Source organism: Alicyclobacillus sp. ALC3, from assembly GCF_028751195.1.
Classification (GTDB): domain Bacteria; phylum Bacillota; class Bacilli; order Alicyclobacillales; family Alicyclobacillaceae; genus Alicyclobacillus_L.
The window spans coordinates 1,557,299-1,576,160 of record NZ_CP066784.1; the positions used below are offsets into that span (position 1 = coordinate 1,557,299).

An 18,862-nucleotide genomic window follows, 5' to 3' on the forward strand; every position below is an offset into this window, starting at 1 on the left:
CTGCACCAGCCCGCACGAGTTGCAGCTGCTGCCTAGGTTACATCACTCTTACACGGCCGTGAGCCTCACGGCCAGCTTGAAGTCATCTCCGCCGGCATCGAACGACCAAGGTAGCCCGGCTTCAACCAGGCTCAGGCTAGGCTCGTGACCTTGAAACAGTGTCTGCTCCTGCAGTACGCCCGTAGGCGTCCGAAAGACAACGTTGACTGCATCCTGGCCAATCGGCTCCGCGCTGACGATTCGCACCGAGTCATGCGGCAGTATCCCCTCAATTATCTCGTCCTTCTTTATGTCCTCCAACCGCACCACGCAGTGATCACCCGTTTTCCAAACGCCCCACCGGACGTATTTTTCTATTTCACGTACTACTTCCATTCTCCTATTAGATATTATAGTACATCCCAGCAACCAAAGTAGACGGAAAATTCGGGTGGGCGCGGACAGACCTGCCAGTCATGGTGCATGCAGTTAACACGTGATGCCCCTTCGACTTCCTCTATGGTACGAAACGGACTTGCGTGCGCAATTCATTCATGACAGTTCCTCAAGAATCCATAATGAACTTGCCTTGCTACAGGCATCTGCTACATAGAATTAATTCTTGAAGAATTCTTGAGGAATCACACAGGAGGTGAATGACTGCTGAGTCTCTTTCAAGTAAAGTCAAGACCACTCGGAGGTCCCGACCGCTCGTCGTTGTATTGGGAGAATAGGTTGGTTTGTATCGGTTATCCTGCCATTGGCAGTCTTGAGGGAAAACGAAAGGAAGAAACTCGTGCCATGTATGTGGAAGCGTATCCGGACGACGAATCGGCCCAGATTCGTTTCCACCTTGGGGTTATCAACGCATTTGTCAACACCATCGTAGCTGAACGTGATCTGATCCTAGTTGAGGACAAGAGTGACCCAGTGACTTACGTTGGAATCGCTGGAGAGTACGAGTACGTGGGAGATACGGAGTCAGTCAGATTAGGCCTTACGCACAGAAGACACGTTGACTGGCGGGCGAAGGTCCCCAAATCAGACTTAGTTCCTGAAGTGCAGGAACTGCTGCGCAACCGCCCCACCATCACACAGTTTAAGTACCCACAGTCCGTTGCAATGCTTGACTGGGTCTTCGACACAGAGGCGAAGTTAGATGGCACCGCGGACTTAGTGCACCAGGCACTGGAGGTTTTAAAGGACGACATGGGTCAGACGGAAGACCCGCTTCGAAGAACTCTTGCCGCATGGCAATCCTACGCCAATCTAAGGAGGCTGGCCGACCGTGATCATTGACGTCGAATCAGGTAAAGTGCTGGATACGGTGCCACACGCACGCGAGTACAGGGTGTGGGTCAAGTTGCTGAATAACAAGTACCCGGGCGCGTTAGATGTTATTCGCAGCCACCTTAACGACATCGCGGACTCGAACGATGTGCTGACTTCAAGCTGGATTCCAGGATCCGACTGGCACGGAACTATCTTTGAGCCCCTTTACCACGCCTGCCTCCAGAATGAAGTTCAGGCTGCCCAGTTCTACGGACTGGTACTATACGAGGTCATGATTAACCGTCACGAGTCTTGGGGCTACGGAAGATATACGACTGCGGATGGTCGTCAGATTAGAGGCTTAACGTACTTCCGCTTCTCAGCAGCTTGATACTTGGGGAGTACCACGCCGCGAGAACACTTTGCAAAAGCACAGTCCAGTGACCAATTTAATTTGGGACGCTGGACTGTACTGTTTCGCGGCCGTGCCAAAGTGAAGTGCACTTGTCCGCTACCCTCACTACAATCCGAGGCTTCGAATCGTGTATTGCTTCGCGGCTTCGCCCCACATAGTTTCCCAATCAGAAAAATCTGTACTCGCTCTAATGTACTCATCCCATTTTTCATTCGGGATGGACGTAAAATCCTCTTGGGTTTCAATTGGAAAACCGCTCTTCTCCACCAACTCCTGCATGTTGTTCAATGCAGAGTGACGTTGTACAAACTCGGGTGGAAATAGTTCTGCAAATGACACGGTCTGTTCTCCGTCCAATTGCTGAGCCTTGCGACTCAGGTCATCCAATTCGCGTCGCATATCGTCAAGCCCATCAACCCGAATGTCCATCTCAACACCTCCATACAGGATGTCTGAGAACGTATGTTCCTGTATCATCATTGCACAATTCCTCGATGGATACAACATCCATTTGAAGCTCTAATGAATATCAAGGCCAGTAGGCGTACCCATAGAATTATCGGAACCGTTAATCGTTAGATTGGTCTCATCGACACCGATTTGAGAGAAATTTTCTCGTAATCACCTTTTAATGGATAACGAAATTGAGCAACGATGACGTACTCGGTTAAAGTCCTTTAACCTAATCGTCGCAGAAATACGAATGTGGCTCATGGATGTGCACATCGCACCCAATCTGGGCTGCGTCGTGTACCGGGGTGATTTCGACGAAATCTGTCGGTGACTGCAAGGAGCGGGCTGCACGATTGTTGGGCACGGCACAAACTGGCTAAAGATATGCCCCCTACTGACTGCCGACCGACCCTTGGGGGACGATCAGACGAATCTGATAGGCTGTACTATTTTGCTGCCGGTTACAAAGGCCTAACATGCGAACTGTGCAGAAAGACCATGGCGATACAATACAGCCGACACGACAAGTTTCACGGGTGCACGGAGTTCCTACGAGGTGATGGCAAGCAACCTCTCACGTATCGGGACGACAGCTACCAGACATACTAGGGCGCGACGTGTTCGGTACGATTGAACATCTGCTCCAGAGATCCGTACCCCAACTCGCGAAGTGCCCAATCGAGCCACGTCACTTCATCTTGGTACCAGCGCATGACCTCGCCGACATCGCCCTTGCCACGCTTGTCACGCCGCACAATAATCGTCTCGCGCTGTCGTCCCCCAGTTGCAAAGTTGCGGCGCATGCTGAAATTTCCGTCGACGCAGACAACCTCATCCGGCGCACCTATCTGCCAGCCTAGCCCGCTGGACAGGATTACCCCGGAGACGTGATCGTACCGACGGATTTCCGAGTGGCACACGGGTACAATGGCCTTAAGTTTCTCCTTCATGCCTTGTTGAGCCCACGCCGTGAGCTGCCATAGTCCACTCAGCACTTCAATTCGTAGCCACACATTCTGCCCGCTCGCCGACTGCCGGGCCTTATCCCGTATCTTCGCGGCCAATCGGTCCCACTCATTTGTCGACGTGACGGGTCCCGACATCATTCGAACCTCCGGGTGACTCGTTTTGGTGATCACGAGCTTTGCGACTTCGGTCTTGACAGGTCTCGACTGTCCGATTTCCTTCAGGCTGGTTCCGACTTCATCCACCTGCGCCAGTAGCGCTTGCAACTCTTCTTCGCCTACCACCTTCAGATAATGTCCCTTCACCGAGAGTGAGTGGTCCTTCGCGGGCTTTGCCAACGCACGGTCGAGTTTTTTGACGAACGAATTCGTCTCGCGAACGGATGTGTGTTCGCCGATCTGGGTCACCTCAAACATCACTTTCTTCGAGTCGAGGAAGACCTCCAAATCCCCCATTTTACCGCCCGGCAAACGCGGTTCGAACTCGACTGGCCATCCTCGACGGAGCGCGAATCCGGCAAGTTCCATCTGCACGGAAGCGTGAGTCCACTCCACCCAGGTCCTGTCGCTGCGCAGTGCCTTGCGCACCTCTCGAATTTCGCTTGATCCTTCAGCAACTGTAGCTTCGCGTAAAGCTCTAGCAAGGATACGTAGACGGGAATAGTGTCGTTTTCCGGAGTAAGAAACAGGGAGAAAAACGGATGATTCCTGCCCATACATCTCTGCAAGAATTCATCCCCAAAGAATCAGCGGAACTCTTCCACTGCCCCCGACACCACGCCCCTACCAGTTGAAGTGAGCACAGCAGACGAAGTGACGGACGATGCCCACAGGTCCCAAGTCATTTTGGCATCGCCACGGATCACCCTGAGCCATTCCATCGCACTTTCACTGTTCATACTCCACCCCAACAATCCGCAGACGCTGCCCCTGCATTTCACACGTGGAACATCTACGCGAACATGTATACGTCGCAGTCCGGTCGCAAGACTGCGAGGTCACACCCAACAGCCTTGGCCACAGCCTCCCACATAGAGTACGTGTGGCAACCCTCAACCGGACTCGCACTAGTCGACCAACCCCTAACTGGGTTCCTGTGGTCCCGAACGGCCTCGACTACGGCGTCATCGACTACGCGATCCTTCATCAGTGAATCAAGAAGTACTACTCTTCGACCCACATCTTGCATCGCTAACCACCCGGGTATGGCGACGGTCAAGGCGTCGGTCATGTTGCGGGACCGAGCGGTCGAATTGTCCATACGGGCTGAGACCTTGAATGCTCCTGTCGCGAAACCCTCGTAGACGTAGATGCCGCCGCCACGCGTGGCAGCTCTGGTATCCGTCGTAATCGGACGGTTGCACTGTGCGGCCACCTGCAGCAACGACGGCAGCACAAGCCAGGACATGGCTGTGGCAGCTGCGCCGCTACGTAGGTACCAGTGATAGTGAAGATTGCCGCTCCCCGCCTCTTCGGCGAAGCGCGGCTCGGGCTGGTCGATGACCCACATCGGGGCGTCGATCCCTAGGGCTATCCTGACCTCTCGTGACCTCACATCCGCGCTGAAGCTCTCAAGAAGTGCATCGCGTGAACCTAGGCCGCTTCCGCGGCCAGAAACGTTGCCTTCATGCCCTAACCGCACCCACGCGAAGGACCCCACGCCTGAGTCGATCCCGTACGACACGGCTTGATCCACATGACTCACCCTCCATTCACTGTCAGCCGCCCACAAATTCAACGTTACCTCCCCTTCGACATTTGAGACACATGGCCATGACTGCCCCCCAGCCACGAGTCAATCCACCTAACCATCCCAAATACTCCCTCGTCTTCTCTTTCTCTTGTCGCGCTTTACAAAGAGCGCTTTCCCTGTCCGTTCCTCGATGAGTTTGATTGCTTTGCAAAGTGCAGAGTACCTAACACCACAATCAACATCAACTGTTTCACCATCGTTCCACATAGTCCCAACATAATGGCTCCTGATTTCTTGATAGAGTTCCATTCGGTCTTTCGCATTCACGGATCCCGGCTGCCGTTCCACGAACTTGAGAAATGTGTCAGTCAGCTTCCCTTCGGTAAAAACGGCATTGGTAATTGCATTTTCCAACCGTTTTATCGTGTCCTCGGCTGGCCTGCTCTCATCTATATCATCCAACCAGGATTGCATCGCCGAAATGTATTTTTTCGCTGTATTGCGGTGGACTCCCAACTGTCTCGCAATGTCCCTCTGTGACCGTATTTGCTCGAAATACAGATGTGCAACGCCCATTTGCTCGTCGGTGGATAGCAAGGACATTCCCCCTTACACGTCTGAGTCTACGAAGAATGACCGTAACGCAGCACCTTCGTCGAAATTTTATCACTCTGTACAAGTCTATGCGGAGAACGATCCCTGCTCATTCGACGCGGTTACAGTCAGCAAACCTGTACCAAGGTGATGGACTTTCCCCTAGGCTGACAGCAGCTTGCGCGGCTAATTCGTCCGGGACATTTTCGTCAAGCCATGCGGTGAGGCAGAGGCCTCCACTGAGAAGGATCTAACGGCACTGGTACAATTTTGCGGAAAAACGTCTTCTACATGTATGTATGGGGCCGCGTCAGATTTTCCGCCGCCCACGTACGAGTTGAAAGGAGGAATGCGTCTAGATCCGCCCTATCTCGTGGGAGTGTGTCTTCCGCATATGCCCCATGGTCACTTTCCCGTTCTTCGGGCACTTTAGGCTCTTGCTTCGTAACCAGATGCCGAACCGTGGCAAGCCGTACGAATCCAGTGTACGGAACTTTAGTCATCCACCACAGACGTTCCCCCTTTTCAGACTAGGACAGAAATCTATGAGGACAAGACTGCAACTTGGACTCAAAAAAGGAGAGAATTCCGTGAGCATACCAAGAAAAAAGCGGGTTCAGTCGCACCTTCTCGCGAGCTGAAGTTAAGTGACGTCACTCCAGTCGCCAGCACATACACCCCTAAAGGGACCGCAGCCCCGAGTATGGTGAGTTTCGTGAAGGCAGACGGAAACGGCAACCGCACCGTAATCTCGGCGGACGTGGTGGAACACACCGGCGCGACCGACTCCATCCAGATTCTTTTGCACGATGACGGCCCCATCTTTTGCAACAATGCTCCAGGCGTCGGCAACCGCTTCGGACTTAGGCCGTACGGCAAGAAGCACGCGATTTACGCCTGCAGTCTAATTTTGGAGTTTGAGGCCAAGTACGAATTGGACTTTTCAAGCGCTACCAGCATCAGCTTCCAAGAAGCTGAGTTCATCACAGTCGAAGGTGCACCTGCAGTGCTCATTCCGATAACGAAATCATCTATGACACCCGAGCCACTGTCTCTTGAGGGTTCTGACGACGACCCCAGTGACCTGTAAACCTACAGACGCGAATTGAACGGCCGGGCTGACGTGCAAAGAGATTGCGACGTAGCCCTTTGAATTGCGTCGCAATCGTTCTTCCCTCGATATCTCGATACCTTCGTACGGGCAGCTCGTTTTGAACCAACGTACCGAAAGGTTGTCTTAAGGACTATCCCGCAGGCATCACCCAATAGGAGGAGAGTTCAAACCATGTCGATCGATGATGGCAACACCCTCGTGCGCCCAGAGTTCGATTCCCTTCACGATGGCAAGTTCACAGTGACGGTGAATCAGGCCGGCATCGTAATGCCAACCGCGAGCAAAAAATTGCGCCTAAAGGTTGGTTTGAGAACCAAAGCGGCAACGGTCTAGAAGATTCAGTGCTCATCCACCCTGACTGAAAGGCAGGCAGTCCGTTTCGCAGATTGCTTGAGTTGGCGAGTTGCTTCCCCGAAAGAAACGAGAGCGTAGACTTGGACACGCTGTTGGAGCATGAAGATACGCTTCTAATCTCGGAGATGACACCACGCTACGAACGATCCCGTTTGCTCCACAAATAATCCATCTAAGTCCCTTAACAGTGAACAGTTCATCACGTAGGCTCTCCAGACGCTCTTTTGCTAAACTAGATTCCTGTAATAGTTCAAGATTGTCTATTACGCAAACAATGCCGCCACCTTGACCGTCAGGGAAAATCTCTTCAACCCAATCCAAGATTTGCTTCCTGAAACCACTTGCTCTATATCCGTCTGATGTGTTCGGAGCTGAACTATGCCCTAAAGACCCCCCAACCCAGCGAAGCTCATACCGCCCTGCCATTGTGCGAGTTCCGGAGAATTCAGCCATCTTGAAACTGGCCCGAGATGACTAAGATGATTCCCTCGTTCCCTGATCCCGCGTGCCTCACGTAGTAAAGTCTGTCCGGCTTCCAACGGGATTTCGTGGACAAGCTGCGCGAGTGTTTTTTCGGATCTATTTGAAATGACTTGGCACACGGAATGAGTAGTTCATCGGACTGACCTGACAAATAGGACCTGTACTCTTTGTACACGGCGACATTGGCCACGCTTGTCTTGCCGACCCATTTTCACCTTCCAATGTCGTGCATTTTGGTGGCGATGTAAGACGTCCGTGCAACTTTCTTAAGCCAGTGTTACGACCAACCAGTAATTGCTCGCCTTCCTCGTTCGGCTCCAATGCCAATGTGTTAGTGACGGAGCATAGTGGCCAAAACTTGACGGTGTAAGTTGTCCGCGAATTGACGGCGTGATTGTCCGCTGCCTCAGACAAAGAGGGGGAAGAGTTTCCCCTTCCCCAGTGCTCGTAGATTTTAGACTAGACGTCGATGTTGACTCTGTAGGTTCTTCCCTCGGTAAGACCAAGGGGTACACCGTCGGCAATGACGTACCATGAGCGGGCCATTTCTAGTCTGACAATCTGATCTTTGTCGCCGATGCGTAATTGAAATGCCTCCCCGCAGTGCAGGCCATACCATTCGCCGTCTCCTTCCACTACCCAGCGTTGCAGTTCCCCATCGTATTCCAGCCTTGCATCCTTGAGTTTCATGACAGTTCCCCCTGAATCACCCGGTTGACGATATGATCATCGATGATTCGATGCTTGGTCTGTGCCCCATACATGAGGCAGTGTGTGCACACTTTGTTGACCAAACGGGCTGCACCACTGGAGAACCGATAAATCTCATCGATGGCCTTGTCCGTGAAAATGTCATGCTCCTCTCCTGCGTAGGCCAGGTGCCGACGAATGTACTCGGCCACTTCGGAACGGTCGTAGTACGGCAATTTGCACTGGATGTCGATTCGCTGCCGGATTGCAGCATACGTCTGGAGGTTGAGTCGGTCCCAGAGTTCGCTCTGTCCAACCAGGATGAGTGACATGGGACTCTGTGAATCCATCCTGAAATTCAGCAAAAACCGTATTTCCTCAAGCATCTCCTTATCCAGAAGGTGGGCTTCGTCCACAACACACACCGGCTGTACGTGATGGATACCACGCATAAGTTCGATTTCACGATGTAGTTGTCTCTTTGCGTCTCCCCGGTAGAACTTAGACTCGCATCCAAGCTGCTCGAGCATGCCCTTGTAAAAGTGACGCGGTGTGAGCTTGGAGTCTGACAAGTACAACACCTGATACTTCGCGCCGTCTAGGGTCTCGCTAAAGCGACGGATTGCCGTGGTCTTTCCGGTGCCACAATCTCCTGTGATGACACAAAACAGCTGGCGTGCAGCCGCGTAAGAGAGTCGTCCGAGCGTATCCTCCAGTGATGGCGAGGTGTAGAATTCACTTGCCGGAATGTCTCTGGAGAACGGAGTACGCTTGAACTCGTAGTACGACTCAAACATCTCCCTTCACCTCGTTCCATGCTGAGGTGTAGGAGACCGCCCGAGTCTGTTGCTGCTGGCGGTTTGCATGCTGTATCTCCGCCGCTTCCAGCAGTCTGGATGATTCTGCTGACTTTGGTCCCAAGTGCCCCGGCATATTTGGACGCTGCCCGGCTCGTTCTCCAATGACCATGGGACGGGCCTGCCATGGCTCATGTCCTTCGTGCTCAACGGTGACTTGACTGATGTCCGCCGGGTCGTAGATGACGTCGACGGTGCAGCCGATGAACGACAATCCCACCTCGTACTTGCGGTCCATGAAGCTGATACAGCCAGACTTGTCCACCTTGCGTGTCTCCGCATGGAGGAAGGCGTTGGCGAGGATTTCTGGTTCGACAAACCGAAGTGCCTTCCGGTCGCTTCGGTACGCAGTCTCTGGGCTCGTGGGTTGTATGCCCGTGGACAGAGCTCTATGCGGTTTGTTCTGGTAGCATTCCGACAGCCACACTGCAAACTTGTGATTGAGGTCTTCAAGTGATTGGGGTTTGCCCAACACGGCTTCGCTCAGGAACGAGTCGATGGTGCGGTTAAACTTCTCAACCTTGCCTTTCGATTCTGGAGCGTAGGGCTTCGTGAACAAGAGCCGGATACCAAGCTTTGAGCAGGTTCTCGTCATCCACCGGGTGCGGTATTGTTTACCGTTATCGAAGTACACGGAGTCTGGAATACCGTACTTCTGGATTGCCTGACGGAAGCAATCTTCCACAATGGCTTGGTCCAGCGTGGGGTAGAACTCCGCATGCAACACGTACCGTGTGGCGTCGTCCAGGAAGACAACCAGATAGACCTGTTTCTTTGTGCCGCCAGGGCCAATGGGCAAGTACGGGCGTGAAGTAAGAGACAAGGCGTAGTCGAACTATTTCCTTGCCTCTCCTTCCCGAACCGGACTTGCGCCTCTCAACGCATCCGGCTCTCCATTTAAACGTTGCTCAGAGCAAAGGCGACTTCATCATAATAGGACTCAATAGTCCGCTGATTTGTGGAACGTAGGATGTAGGGGTTCCCGTCGGGATTCCGCCACATAAACCACCCTTTTCGGCTGGTTATGAGCCTCCGAAGTGCCACTTGACCATAGAACCCGCGACTGTTTTGACCTTGTAGCACCCAGACCTTGGCTTTGCCCACTTCGGGGGAACGAACATGGTCTCGCATTAGTGTCCTGAAGCCTCGTTTGTACTTTCGGGCCAGCCAGTATCCAAGTTTCCAAAATATCACTCGGTCAACCTTGCTAAAAATAGTCGCTGTATGGTCGGTGTACTGATAAAAGTTGGCCCATCCTGTGATTTGCCGGTTGAGACTTTCGATGACGTCTATTGTGTTCGCACCGTAATTTCCTGACAGCTGCTTGACTATTCTTTCCGTAAAGCGGCGGTACTTCTCCCACGGAATTGTCGTTACAACCCGCATTTGCCCACGTGGGCCTTTTTTACGGATAATACGATGGCCCAGAAACACAAAGCCGTCATTTACATGGGTGATATGCGTCTTCTCCATATTCAGTGTGAGTTTAAGATGGTCCTCTAGGTAAGCACGACATGCCTCGCGCACTTCTTCTGCATGAGCCCTGGTTCCTTTGACAACAACTACGAAATCATCTGCGTATCGGCAATACGAAATCGCCGGCTTCCACTGCCGACCTTCGCGTATCGCGATAGGGCGTTCGTTTTGTATTCCGAAGTTCCATGCCCAGCGGTCCTTTCTCACCTTTTTGTTCAGGTAATTCGCGTCCATCCATTGGTCAAATTCGTGTAACATGATATTTGACAGTAGTGGTGAGATAACACCACCTTGTGGAACGCCCTCACTTGCAGAACAAAATAGGCCGCGGTCTATACAACCAGCCTTGATTATTCTCCAGAGGAGCCTGAGAAATCTCTGGTCGGAAATGCGTTTGCGGACGGCCTTCATTAGCAGGCGATGATGTACCGTGTCAAAGTAGCTTGAGAGGTCACCTTCGATGACCCAGCGCCCTGCAGTGGCGTTGCTTTGTGCATTCCCGTCCTGCAGTTGCATTCTGATGGTTCGAATCGCATGATGGACACTACGGGCCGGTCTAAATCCGTAGGATAGCGTATGAAAGTCACTTTCCCATATAGGTTCCATTGCCATCAGCATCGCTCGCTGTACGATACGGTCTCGTAGGCATGGGACGGTCAGCGCAAAATGCACTTCAGCTCAATCCCCTTTCGGCATCTGTAACTATTACCCATCCATTTCATCCTCTCCACGGGCAGACCTTTGCCCTGCTTAAAGTGAAGCACGTAAATGGGACTGCTCTGTGCTCTCTTCAAACGGATTCCACTGTCCTCTGCGTTCCAGAGTCCTGGACGGATTGGTGTCGCGTCGACTCCCAACCGGTCACCCCATTTAACGCACTGGACTTGAAGGAATTAGCCGAACTCCTTCAAAGCCTAGATGATTCCTCGATCTCAGCAACGAATTTAATTGACAATTGAAAATCAAGGAGGTAATTTCTTATTATGAATACTACTGATAAGAACGAGGCACCTAGAAGATTCAAATCTGTTCCTTTGCAAGACATCAAACAGCGGAAAGGGCAGCTGTTAAAGGCGCTGCCGCCAATGGACCAGATTCTGCGCGGATCCCTTATCACTCGACACGTAAAGTGTGGCAAGCCAACCTGTCACTGCGCGACTGGCGTTGGTCATACAAGCTTATACCTGTCGTCTTTTTATCATGGTAAAACGCAAATGGATTACGTTCCTGCAGCCTGGGAGCAACGGGTCCGAGCTGGGCTCGAAAATTATGAGGTCGCACAGGACATTCTCTCGGAACTGACTGAGCTCAATCTAGAACTGCTTCGACGCCGAGATAACGAATAGTTCGTCGGCCTCGTCGGAGGGGATGTTCGTGTCTAGTTCGGCATTAGCCGCATTGGTCGGAGATGACGCGCAAAGCTTGGACGAGCTCATCACGGTCGTAGCTGGGATGGTGCGTTCGTGCCTTGCGGCAATGCATGGGGAGGAACAAATTCATGACGACAGCACCGTCGAAGGTTCACCCAGAGCACCTGAACAGACCAGCAATTGTGTACATCCGTCAATCGAGCCTAGCCCAGGTCCGGTTTCACCGGGAGAGCACGGAACGCCAATACGCTCTGCGGGAGAAGGCCATCGATCTGGGATGGGCTCCGGAACAGATTCAGGTCATCGACGAGGACCTCGGGATTTCAGGGTCTGGCCGTTCGCAGCGTTTGGGCTTCCAGAACCTCGTGGCTCAAGTATCACTTGGCGAAGTTGGTGCAATCTTGGGTCTGGAGATTTCGCGCTTGGCGCGTTCTTCAGCGGATCTGCTGCGCCTTCTCGAGCTATGTGGCCTGTTCAACACCATCGTAGTGGATGAAGACGGCATCTACGATTTGCGAGATTTCAATGACCGATTAATTCTTGGTTTCAAAGGAACCATGAGCGAGGCAGAATTGCATTTCTTACGCGCTCGGTTAATTGGCGGCAAAAAGAACAAAGCAAAAAAGGGCGAACTCCGTTTTCCACTACCCGTTGGCTATGTGTATGACGCCAACGGACAGACAGTGTTGGACCCTGACGAAGAGGTTCAAACAGCCATTCACAATGTTTTTCGTGCATTTCGTACGACAGGTAGCGCCTACGGTGTGGTTCAGTTCTTTGCCCAAAACGGCCTTCGGTTTCCAAAACGGGCCTACGGTGGTGCGTGGGCCGGACAACTCGTTTGGGGAACACTCAACCACAGCCGAGTTCTAGGGGTACTGTACAATCCCGCGTACACTGGCGCATACGTTTTTGGTCGATATCGCGACCAAAAACGTGTGAATCCTCAAGGGCTGTTTATTCATCATACGGTGCGGCTCCCTCGCGAGCAGTGGGAGGTGTTCATTCCGGACCATCACCCGGGATACGTCACATGGGAGGAATACGAAAGGAATCTCAAGCAACTACACTCGAATCGTACCAACCTCGAGAAAAGTGGCCCCGCACGAGAAGGTACAGCCTTGCTTCAAGGGCTCGTAATATGCGGGAAGTGTGGTCGGCGCATGAGTGTACGCTACACTGGTAACGGTGGGATTTCTCCGCACTACGAATGCAAAGGACGGTGGGAACATGGGCACCGAGCCACATGCACGACAGTGCCGGCTCCGAGCATCGACCAGGCCATCTCAGAGCGCCTGCTGCAGGTAATACAACCAGCCGAATTAGAGCTTGCCCTACAGGTAATGGACAAACTGCTTCACGAAGAAGATGATGCAGATAAGGGCTGGAAATTATCACTAGAGCGGGCGCGGTACGAGGCAGATCGAGCCGAGAGACAATACCAGCAGGTCGAGCCAGAAAACCGTCTGGTAGTGCGCAGCCTTGAGGCACGATGGAATGAAAAGCTTACCGAATTGGCGCAGCTTCAAGAGCAGTACACCCAGTATGTGGAGCGCCGCAGTTGGCGGCCTACCGAACACGATAAGGTGGCAATTCTGAGCCTTGCGAAGGAGCTACCTCGAATCTGGTCCAAGCCATCCACTACATTCAAGGACCGAAAACGAATCCTTCGTTTAATGATTGAAGACGTCACCATATTCGCTGAACCGAGGAACCCAGCTGTTCGGCTTGGCTTGCGATGGCGCAATCAACATTGCGAAGAGCTCTGGGCTTGTAAGCCGTTACCGCAACATATGGTGGTCAAACATTCACCTGAAACCGTTGAGGTCGTCCGCAGGCTCTCCGAAACGATGATCGACCAGCAGATCGCAAAACAGCTAAATGAATCAGGCATGCGCACACCAGACGGCAGAATGTTCACGATTGACTCGATCAAGTGGATTCGCTACATACACAAGATACCTGGATACACTTCACGGCGTCATGGGCTATCCGTCAAAGAAGTTGCTGAGCGCCTTAGAATTGCTCCGGGGGTCGTCTACTACTGGCTCAATCGTGGAATTCTTAGTGCGACAAAAGCTGCTCCCGGGTATCCTTGGGAAATTCACTTGAATGAGCAGAAAGAACTTGAACTGCGGGAACGAATCCAGAAGTCAGGCCATTTGAATTAGCTAGTTTAGCACCAACAGTGTTGCTAGCTCTCCAATTCCAAAACCTTATTGGGAGGCGTGCAGTATGAATTCACCGTCGGGATACCAAGTGGTCTAAGTTTTCCATTTGCTTTTGGAATATAGACACGTCGGGCGGGGAGCGGGCAGTATGTGCCTGTTAAGAGCTCATACCGTATGGCTTCCAACTCGGGAACTAATCGCGCCTCCATCTTGCGCTTATCAACACCATCTACACCGGGTGTTCGGGAGCCCTTAGAGGCCAATGTGATTCTCGCCGCTTCACTAATCCATGTTCTGTCAGTTATGAGTCTCAAAAGCCGATCAAACTTACGTTCCTTGTCTTCTGATGACCACGTCGCCAGTTTGCTTTGCATTTCACTGATTATCAAAGGTCTTCACCTCACTATGGTCAGTTAATGAGCCAAGCAAACCGTTTAAACTGCCCCCCTTCGCCATGTGGTTGGCTTTCCCAACCTCGGACTACTACGAGGGCTCCGTCAACTTGCACAGCATTGGGGATACACTCCCTTAGCATCTGTGCCAGCCTTCCCCAGTTCACACGTTGGACTCTACACATGGGTGAGGTTGCCTATCGCAGTCTTTGACCTTGCGTTCTGCAAGTCGTAGCGGACATTACGTTCTAGCTGTGCACTCAACGTAATTCCCTGCAGGTCAGCCTACGTGTCTAACCAGCATTCGTGATTCCCGCCAATTCGGTTAGCGTGTCTCAGTCCGCAACCTGCCTATTAAGCGGTGTAGGCAGGGGTGACATTTCAACCCCTAGATGCGGTTTAATAGGTTCGTGTTCCTCAACCGTCCCATGCTCAGCCTAGAGACTCATCTTGGCGTAACCGCTTCGCCGCAAGCCCCGTTTCCCGCAAACTACGTCACCTTGCCAGTGTCGGCAAGTCACCGTTGCTTCGGCTCACTTCCTCTCACAGCAGAAGAAGGGCATGTCCATGGAAAAAAAAGAACCATGTCGACGTGCATTCCAAACGTGCTCAATTAACCGCATGGCATCCGTAAATGGATGATTTGGTTATCTGGGCGTACCAAACTTGATGTCCGATTGCCACAACTCATTTCGATGCCGACGCTGAAAACGACGAGCGGCTGTGCCAGTGGCAGCGTACATGCGCATCTGACGGGAGCTGTAGCCGCGTTCTGTGAGCTTCTCCTGCAGGGTACTGCGCCTGAGCTGGCCAGGCTGTGCGTGTCCTTCCCTCTCAAGAATCTGGATGATCTGCGAGATGCTCCGGGTGGGAACCTCTCGCCGTAGCAGGATCGCCTGATTCAGCAATGACTCCGGAATTGCCTCTTGCCTCTGATGAGTCTTGGGTCTTGGCTTTAGTCCCTGGAATCCTTCCTGACGATACTTGGCTAGGTACCGGCGAAGGGTTCGCTCTGAGATGCCTGTCTGCGAGCAGATCTCGGCCTTAATCTGCCGGGCGCGACCTGCATCTAGGCCCTCCGCCAGTAACTGGGACAGCAACTGCACCCGATTCGCGGCGATTTCCTCTGCTTTCCTCGAGTCTTTCATGCCAACCACCTCCATTTTGCTAGGGTCAGCATGAACGTACTCCGGACAGAAGAGGCTCATAACGCCGAACGGGTATGTACCCACAAATGCAAATTTGCAATGGGCCGGACAACACGTTCCAGCCAACCACGATCACTTCCGACAATGCGTCCGATTCGATGGAGTGCGGTTTGTGGAGGAGCGGACGCACTCTCCACAGTCCACTGAAAACGATGCGCGATGGACTCCAGACAACCGGCGGCATATGGAGCAAAGGTCTCAAACCACTGCCGCCAGCGACGAATGGTTGATTCCTCAACACCTGCAGGTGCGGCTTTGTCCATGACAGCATCCTCAATGACCTGTGCCTCATGACGACGGTAGGGGACCAGGAAGTTGGGTAGCTCGTGGTGGATTTTATGACAGCCCAGACAGCGAAGACGGCGAATGATGATTTTTGCCCTGCTACCGGAGCCTTGAATCCACGTCCGCTTTCTACTTCCTATGACATGGAGCCTACTTTGGCAGCAAGGGCAGGGGACAATCTCCGCACTCCGAACGAAAAATACCGATAGTAAGGCTTTCAACGAGCTCGTAATCTGCTAGAATGACCATATCTGAGGTTTGGGACGTCCCTGGTGTGCTGTTGGCGCAGCGCACATGAGCAGGGGCGTCTTTCCTTTCCTAGGATACGGTCATTTTACCCAGCAACTTTTGGACAGGCAATTACGTCAGCTTTCGGTCATTTGGCGATGGCTAAAACACCAATGTACTGAAAGGATTTGTTGAAAAACCCCACTTTTCCACACTGACAATACTACCCCCCCTACGTTGCATTTCATAATCATACTATCATTTTCCATCGTATAGCAGTATAAATATTACATCACAATATACATTTGAAGATTTGCCTTTGAGTCACTATGGGCAAATGCATTGGACTCTCTTCGTTAATAGAGACCTCTTGCCCCCACCCTGTTTCAACGAAAGCACAAATCGTGTGTGGTGAGACCCATCGGTCCGAAGCACACTCAACACGTATGACGGATGACTGTGTCAATCACACGAGTACGGGGGGCTGTTCGACTTTAATGTTTGTAAACACACCCTTCGCGTATCGAACCCGGATGTGGAAGCGCCGGGAGGAGACATCGTGCACTTCCAGTTTTACTATAAGAATGCTACTTGTTGGGTCTCAGGCATGGTCTAATGGTGTCACAGGCTTAACAATACTTCTATTTACTCAAGGAGTTGCGACTCATATGGGCACTGATAGTACTTCCGATAATTCACTTCGTAACCAAGACGACTACAAGGGTCGCCTGTGTCGGGAATTGACCGAGAAGGTCCATCAGGCGGCACACGAAATTAAGGTGAGTTGCTTGGAAGAAGAGGCCAAGCAAGCTGAGATCAAGAAGGCTGTACGTGGCTACGTCCGCCGTCGCAAAGCTGAAACACAGAACTTCGTCGCATCGATTCAAGCCCCGGATCCAACGCGTGAGGCGCTGATCCGTCAACTGGAACAAGCAACTACAAGCGGAGACTTAGACAAAATCCAAGGAATATTGCAACAGTTGCGGAACCTCGTCTGAGAGTGATGCTGAGATGCGCTTATAGCCGCATACGCAGGTATCATCGTCAGCTGAGTTGTGGACAACATAGGAAGGGCTCGGTGATTTTGTGTCAGGGTTCTGGTCAGAGTTAGGTGACCTTTGGAAATCCGTTTCTGAGAGCGCGGCAGAGATAACGGAAGTCTTGACAGGCGGTTTTGGGGAAATTGTGATCCGCGGGAACTTGGATTATAAGACTTCCTATGAGAAACGAGCAGCTGCGAAGCAAATCATTTCTCTGGCGAAGATGCATTATGACGTGAGTTTGGCTGCATTTGAAACAGTGGCCATGGGAACGCAGATTCTCCTTGAAATCCACTACATGAGAATTGGCATGGCACTAAACGGTCCGGTGAAGGACTGGCTTCGAATCGTGCGAGAAACTCAGCATGTCCCATGGGCTGAGTTGATGGAGAAACATCCAGGCTTCTTGGATTATCTGACCTTTGTGAATGAGGTTGCAATCGAAAGTCTCGTACAATCCGCGCCAGTTCCCGATAACCCACCCTCGTACGATGAGAAACTGAACGCTCCTAATTTTTTTACACCGAACATCATCGGTACTGGAATTGCGGCAGGTTCGCTCACGGTACCTGTCCTCGGGGGGCCGGCGATACTCGTGACTCTCCCGGTTTATGTGACGATAGTAGCGTTTGATCAACATCGGCGCGTGAAAGAAGCGGATGCCTTATTGGCCGGTGCAGAGAAATACCGGCTCGAAGTGGAAAACTCCGTGAAAACAATGGACTTACTGGCAGAAAACTTCCTTGCCACCAAGCATCGTTTAGACGAGGCGCAAAAGCTCATAGATCTGTTTCAGTCCTGTTTAGTCTCGCTTAATGAGAGAGTTCAGCAGGTGCCCATCCGGCAAAAACATTGGTTCAGACGGCTGTTCTTTAAGAGGCTAAGAAAGGACGAATTGAATCTCATCAAAACTTCATACAACTTAGTAGTGGCAATCCATAACCTATGCATTTCGCCTGTGTTGACGAAAGAAGGATTTGTATCATCGTCGTTGAAATACCTGTTGGACAAGCTTGAAAAAGACGCAGACACACTCATTTCGGTCTTCCCGTCGAGGTCAATGCGTTCGTAGTGCCATGCCAAACGCTAAAGGGAGAGAATGCCTGTGCCAAGTCTGCGTCCATTGAATCCAAGAGAACCTGTTGCGAAATCGAGTTCTGCTGCCGATGCGATTTCTGCACTAATTGCGCCGGAAGCGATGGTTGTCACATCCGCGGCCGAAGTATTGAACAATATCATTACATCCGCCAAAGAGTACGCGATTGCTGCGGGCAAAGAACGTACAGAGCGGGAACGCATTGCGGCCGATCTTGAAAAACACTTTGCCGATGTCGAGGCGGATCTGATCAAATTCAGAGCAGTACTTGATAAAAGCCATGATGAGAAGATGACATTGTACACACAACTCACTTTCTCTGTGCAACTCGCTGCTGCAAATGGGGACCACAAAACCATTGAGGTTCTCACAAACTTTATGTACCAACTATATGAGACTGACCCAACACACGGGTATCGTTAGAAAAGAGAGTCTATAAAACCGAACAAACATGTTGTCCTTGCTCCCCTGTTGTACTGAATTTGGATCATACCCCAAAAGGCGAACAGACACCTAGATTTTCTCCAAGTGTTCGTGGTTTTGCATGGTGGAGGCGACGGGAGTATCTATTTCTCGATTTGACAGTTGCCTTCGGCAACCTCTCTAAGGAAGAAACAGATGCCGTTCTCCTCGCTGCGCTCGTGCGCGCGGAGCTGAACCCGGCGGTTTCTCGTCCTCATCCCTTCAACCACATGAAAAAGGCACCCTCATGCGGGTGCCTTTTTCA

20 protein-coding genes and 2 pseudogenes are annotated in these 18,862 nt (G+C 51.9%); 10 read left to right on the forward strand and 12 right to left on the reverse strand.

What is annotated here, in order from left to right; genetic code table 11:
- Window positions 1-48: 48 nt before the first annotated feature.
- Window positions 49-375, reverse strand: coding sequence for a hypothetical protein (locus JC200_RS07365; RefSeq protein ID WP_274435613.1), 327 nt, complete (start codon window positions 373-375; stop codon window positions 49-51).
- 405 nt (window positions 376-780) lie between these two features.
- On the opposite strand from JC200_RS07365, the gene JC200_RS07370 reads away from it, so the two are divergent.
- Together JC200_RS07370 and JC200_RS07375 are read left to right on the forward strand one after the other, a co-directional pair.
- Window positions 781-1,278, forward strand: coding sequence for a hypothetical protein (locus JC200_RS07370; RefSeq protein ID WP_274435615.1), 498 nt, complete (start codon window positions 781-783; stop codon window positions 1,276-1,278).
- Entirely contained in the window at window positions 1,268-1,642 is a 375-nt protein-coding gene (locus JC200_RS07375) for a hypothetical protein (protein WP_274435617.1), read from the forward strand. The genes JC200_RS07370 and JC200_RS07375 overlap by 11 nt, the downstream gene beginning before the upstream one ends.
- A gap of 129 nt (window positions 1,643-1,771) precedes the next feature.
- On the opposite strand, the gene JC200_RS07380 is transcribed toward JC200_RS07375, so the two are convergent.
- From JC200_RS07380 to JC200_RS07400, 5 genes are all read right to left on the reverse strand, one after another.
- Entirely contained in the window at window positions 1,772-2,095 is a 324-nt protein-coding gene (locus tag JC200_RS07380; RefSeq protein WP_274435619.1) for a hypothetical protein, read from the reverse strand.
- Window positions 2,096-2,724: 629 nt separating this feature from the next.
- A complete protein-coding gene (locus JC200_RS07385) occupies window positions 2,725-3,639 on the reverse strand; it encodes a hypothetical protein (RefSeq protein ID WP_274435620.1) in 915 nt (304 codons plus the stop codon).
- 191 nt (window positions 3,640-3,830) lie between these two features.
- Window positions 3,831-3,983 carry a hypothetical protein gene (locus JC200_RS07390; RefSeq protein ID WP_274435622.1) on the reverse strand — a complete coding sequence of 51 codons (153 nt, stop codon included), beginning with the start codon at window positions 3,981-3,983 and terminating at the stop codon, window positions 3,831-3,833.
- Between the two features lie 53 nt (window positions 3,984-4,036).
- A complete protein-coding gene (locus JC200_RS07395) occupies window positions 4,037-4,780 on the reverse strand; it encodes a hypothetical protein (RefSeq protein WP_274435623.1) in 744 nt (247 codons plus the stop codon).
- Window positions 4,781-4,888: 108 nt separating this feature from the next.
- On the reverse strand, window positions 4,889-5,374 hold the full coding sequence (locus tag JC200_RS07400) for a hypothetical protein (RefSeq protein ID WP_274435624.1): 486 nt from the start codon (window positions 5,372-5,374) through the stop codon (window positions 4,889-4,891).
- Between the two features lie 700 nt (window positions 5,375-6,074).
- Between JC200_RS07400 and JC200_RS07405 the strand changes: the two genes are divergently transcribed.
- Window positions 6,075-6,461, forward strand: coding sequence for a hypothetical protein (locus tag JC200_RS07405; RefSeq protein WP_274435625.1), 387 nt, complete (start codon window positions 6,075-6,077; stop codon window positions 6,459-6,461).
- Between the two features lie 195 nt (window positions 6,462-6,656).
- The gene (locus JC200_RS07410) at window positions 6,657-6,818 is read left to right on the forward strand and encodes a hypothetical protein (RefSeq protein ID WP_274435627.1); all 162 of its coding nucleotides are present in this window, start codon (window positions 6,657-6,659) and stop codon (window positions 6,816-6,818) included.
- Window positions 6,819-7,781: 963 nt separating this feature from the next.
- Here JC200_RS07410 and JC200_RS07415 read toward each other — a convergent pair.
- The 4 genes and pseudogenes from JC200_RS07415 to JC200_RS07430 all read right to left on the reverse strand — a co-directional run bounded on the left by JC200_RS07415 (window position 7,782) and on the right by JC200_RS07430 (window position 11,017).
- Complete coding sequence (locus tag JC200_RS07415; RefSeq protein WP_274435628.1) at window positions 7,782-8,012, reverse strand: DUF5348 domain-containing protein; 231 nt, start codon at window positions 8,010-8,012, stop codon at window positions 7,782-7,784.
- Complete coding sequence (locus tag JC200_RS07420) at window positions 8,009-8,809, reverse strand: ExeA family protein (RefSeq protein WP_274435629.1); 801 nt, start codon at window positions 8,807-8,809, stop codon at window positions 8,009-8,011. The genes JC200_RS07415 and JC200_RS07420 overlap by 4 nt, the downstream gene beginning before the upstream one ends.
- Window positions 8,802-9,674, reverse strand: a pseudogene (locus JC200_RS07425) (DDE-type integrase/transposase/recombinase); the annotation flags it as partial. The gene JC200_RS07420 and the pseudogene JC200_RS07425, both read right to left, overlap by 8 nt.
- A 92-nt stretch (window positions 9,675-9,766) precedes the next feature.
- Window positions 9,767-11,017 (reverse strand): reverse transcriptase domain-containing protein, encoded by a 1,251-nt coding sequence (locus JC200_RS07430; protein ID WP_274434014.1) that lies wholly within the window; start codon window positions 11,015-11,017, stop codon window positions 9,767-9,769.
- On the opposite strand from JC200_RS07430, the gene JC200_RS24400 reads away from it, so the two are divergent.
- The 3 genes from JC200_RS24400 to JC200_RS07440 all read left to right on the forward strand — a co-directional run bounded on the left by JC200_RS24400 (window position 10,993) and on the right by JC200_RS07440 (window position 13,886).
- Window positions 10,993-11,304, forward strand: coding sequence for a DUF5372 family protein (locus JC200_RS24400; protein WP_443111855.1), 312 nt, complete (start codon window positions 10,993-10,995; stop codon window positions 11,302-11,304). The genes JC200_RS07430 and JC200_RS24400 overlap by 25 nt on opposite strands.
- Window positions 11,305-11,328: 24 nt before the next feature.
- Window positions 11,329-11,691 (forward strand): DUF6788 family protein, encoded by a 363-nt coding sequence (locus JC200_RS07435; RefSeq protein WP_274434015.1) that lies wholly within the window; start codon window positions 11,329-11,331, stop codon window positions 11,689-11,691.
- A gap of 152 nt (window positions 11,692-11,843) precedes the next feature.
- Window positions 11,844-13,886, forward strand: coding sequence for a recombinase family protein (locus JC200_RS07440; protein WP_274434016.1), 2,043 nt, complete (start codon window positions 11,844-11,846; stop codon window positions 13,884-13,886).
- Window positions 13,887-14,937: 1,051 nt separating this feature from the next.
- Here JC200_RS07440 and JC200_RS07445 read toward each other — a convergent pair.
- Window positions 14,938-15,426: pseudogene (locus JC200_RS07445) on the reverse strand (helix-turn-helix domain-containing protein); the annotation flags it as partial.
- A 56-nt stretch (window positions 15,427-15,482) separates the two neighbouring features.
- Window positions 15,483-15,992 carry a DUF6431 domain-containing protein gene (locus tag JC200_RS07450; protein ID WP_274435632.1) on the reverse strand — a complete coding sequence of 170 codons (510 nt, stop codon included), beginning with the start codon at window positions 15,990-15,992 and terminating at the stop codon, window positions 15,483-15,485.
- A 675-nt stretch (window positions 15,993-16,667) separates the two neighbouring features.
- On the opposite strand from JC200_RS07450, the gene JC200_RS07455 reads away from it, so the two are divergent.
- The 3 genes from JC200_RS07455 (at window position 16,668) to JC200_RS07465 (ending at window position 18,558) form a co-directional block, all read left to right on the forward strand.
- Window positions 16,668-16,997 carry a hypothetical protein gene (locus tag JC200_RS07455; protein WP_274435633.1) on the forward strand — a complete coding sequence of 110 codons (330 nt, stop codon included), beginning with the start codon at window positions 16,668-16,670 and terminating at the stop codon, window positions 16,995-16,997.
- An 88-nt stretch (window positions 16,998-17,085) separates the two neighbouring features.
- Complete coding sequence (locus JC200_RS07460) at window positions 17,086-18,111, forward strand: hypothetical protein (protein WP_274435634.1); 1,026 nt, start codon at window positions 17,086-17,088, stop codon at window positions 18,109-18,111.
- Window positions 18,112-18,144: 33 nt separating this feature from the next.
- Entirely contained in the window at window positions 18,145-18,558 is a 414-nt protein-coding gene (locus JC200_RS07465; RefSeq protein WP_274435635.1) for a hypothetical protein, read from the forward strand.
- Window positions 18,559-18,862 lie beyond the last annotated feature (304 nt).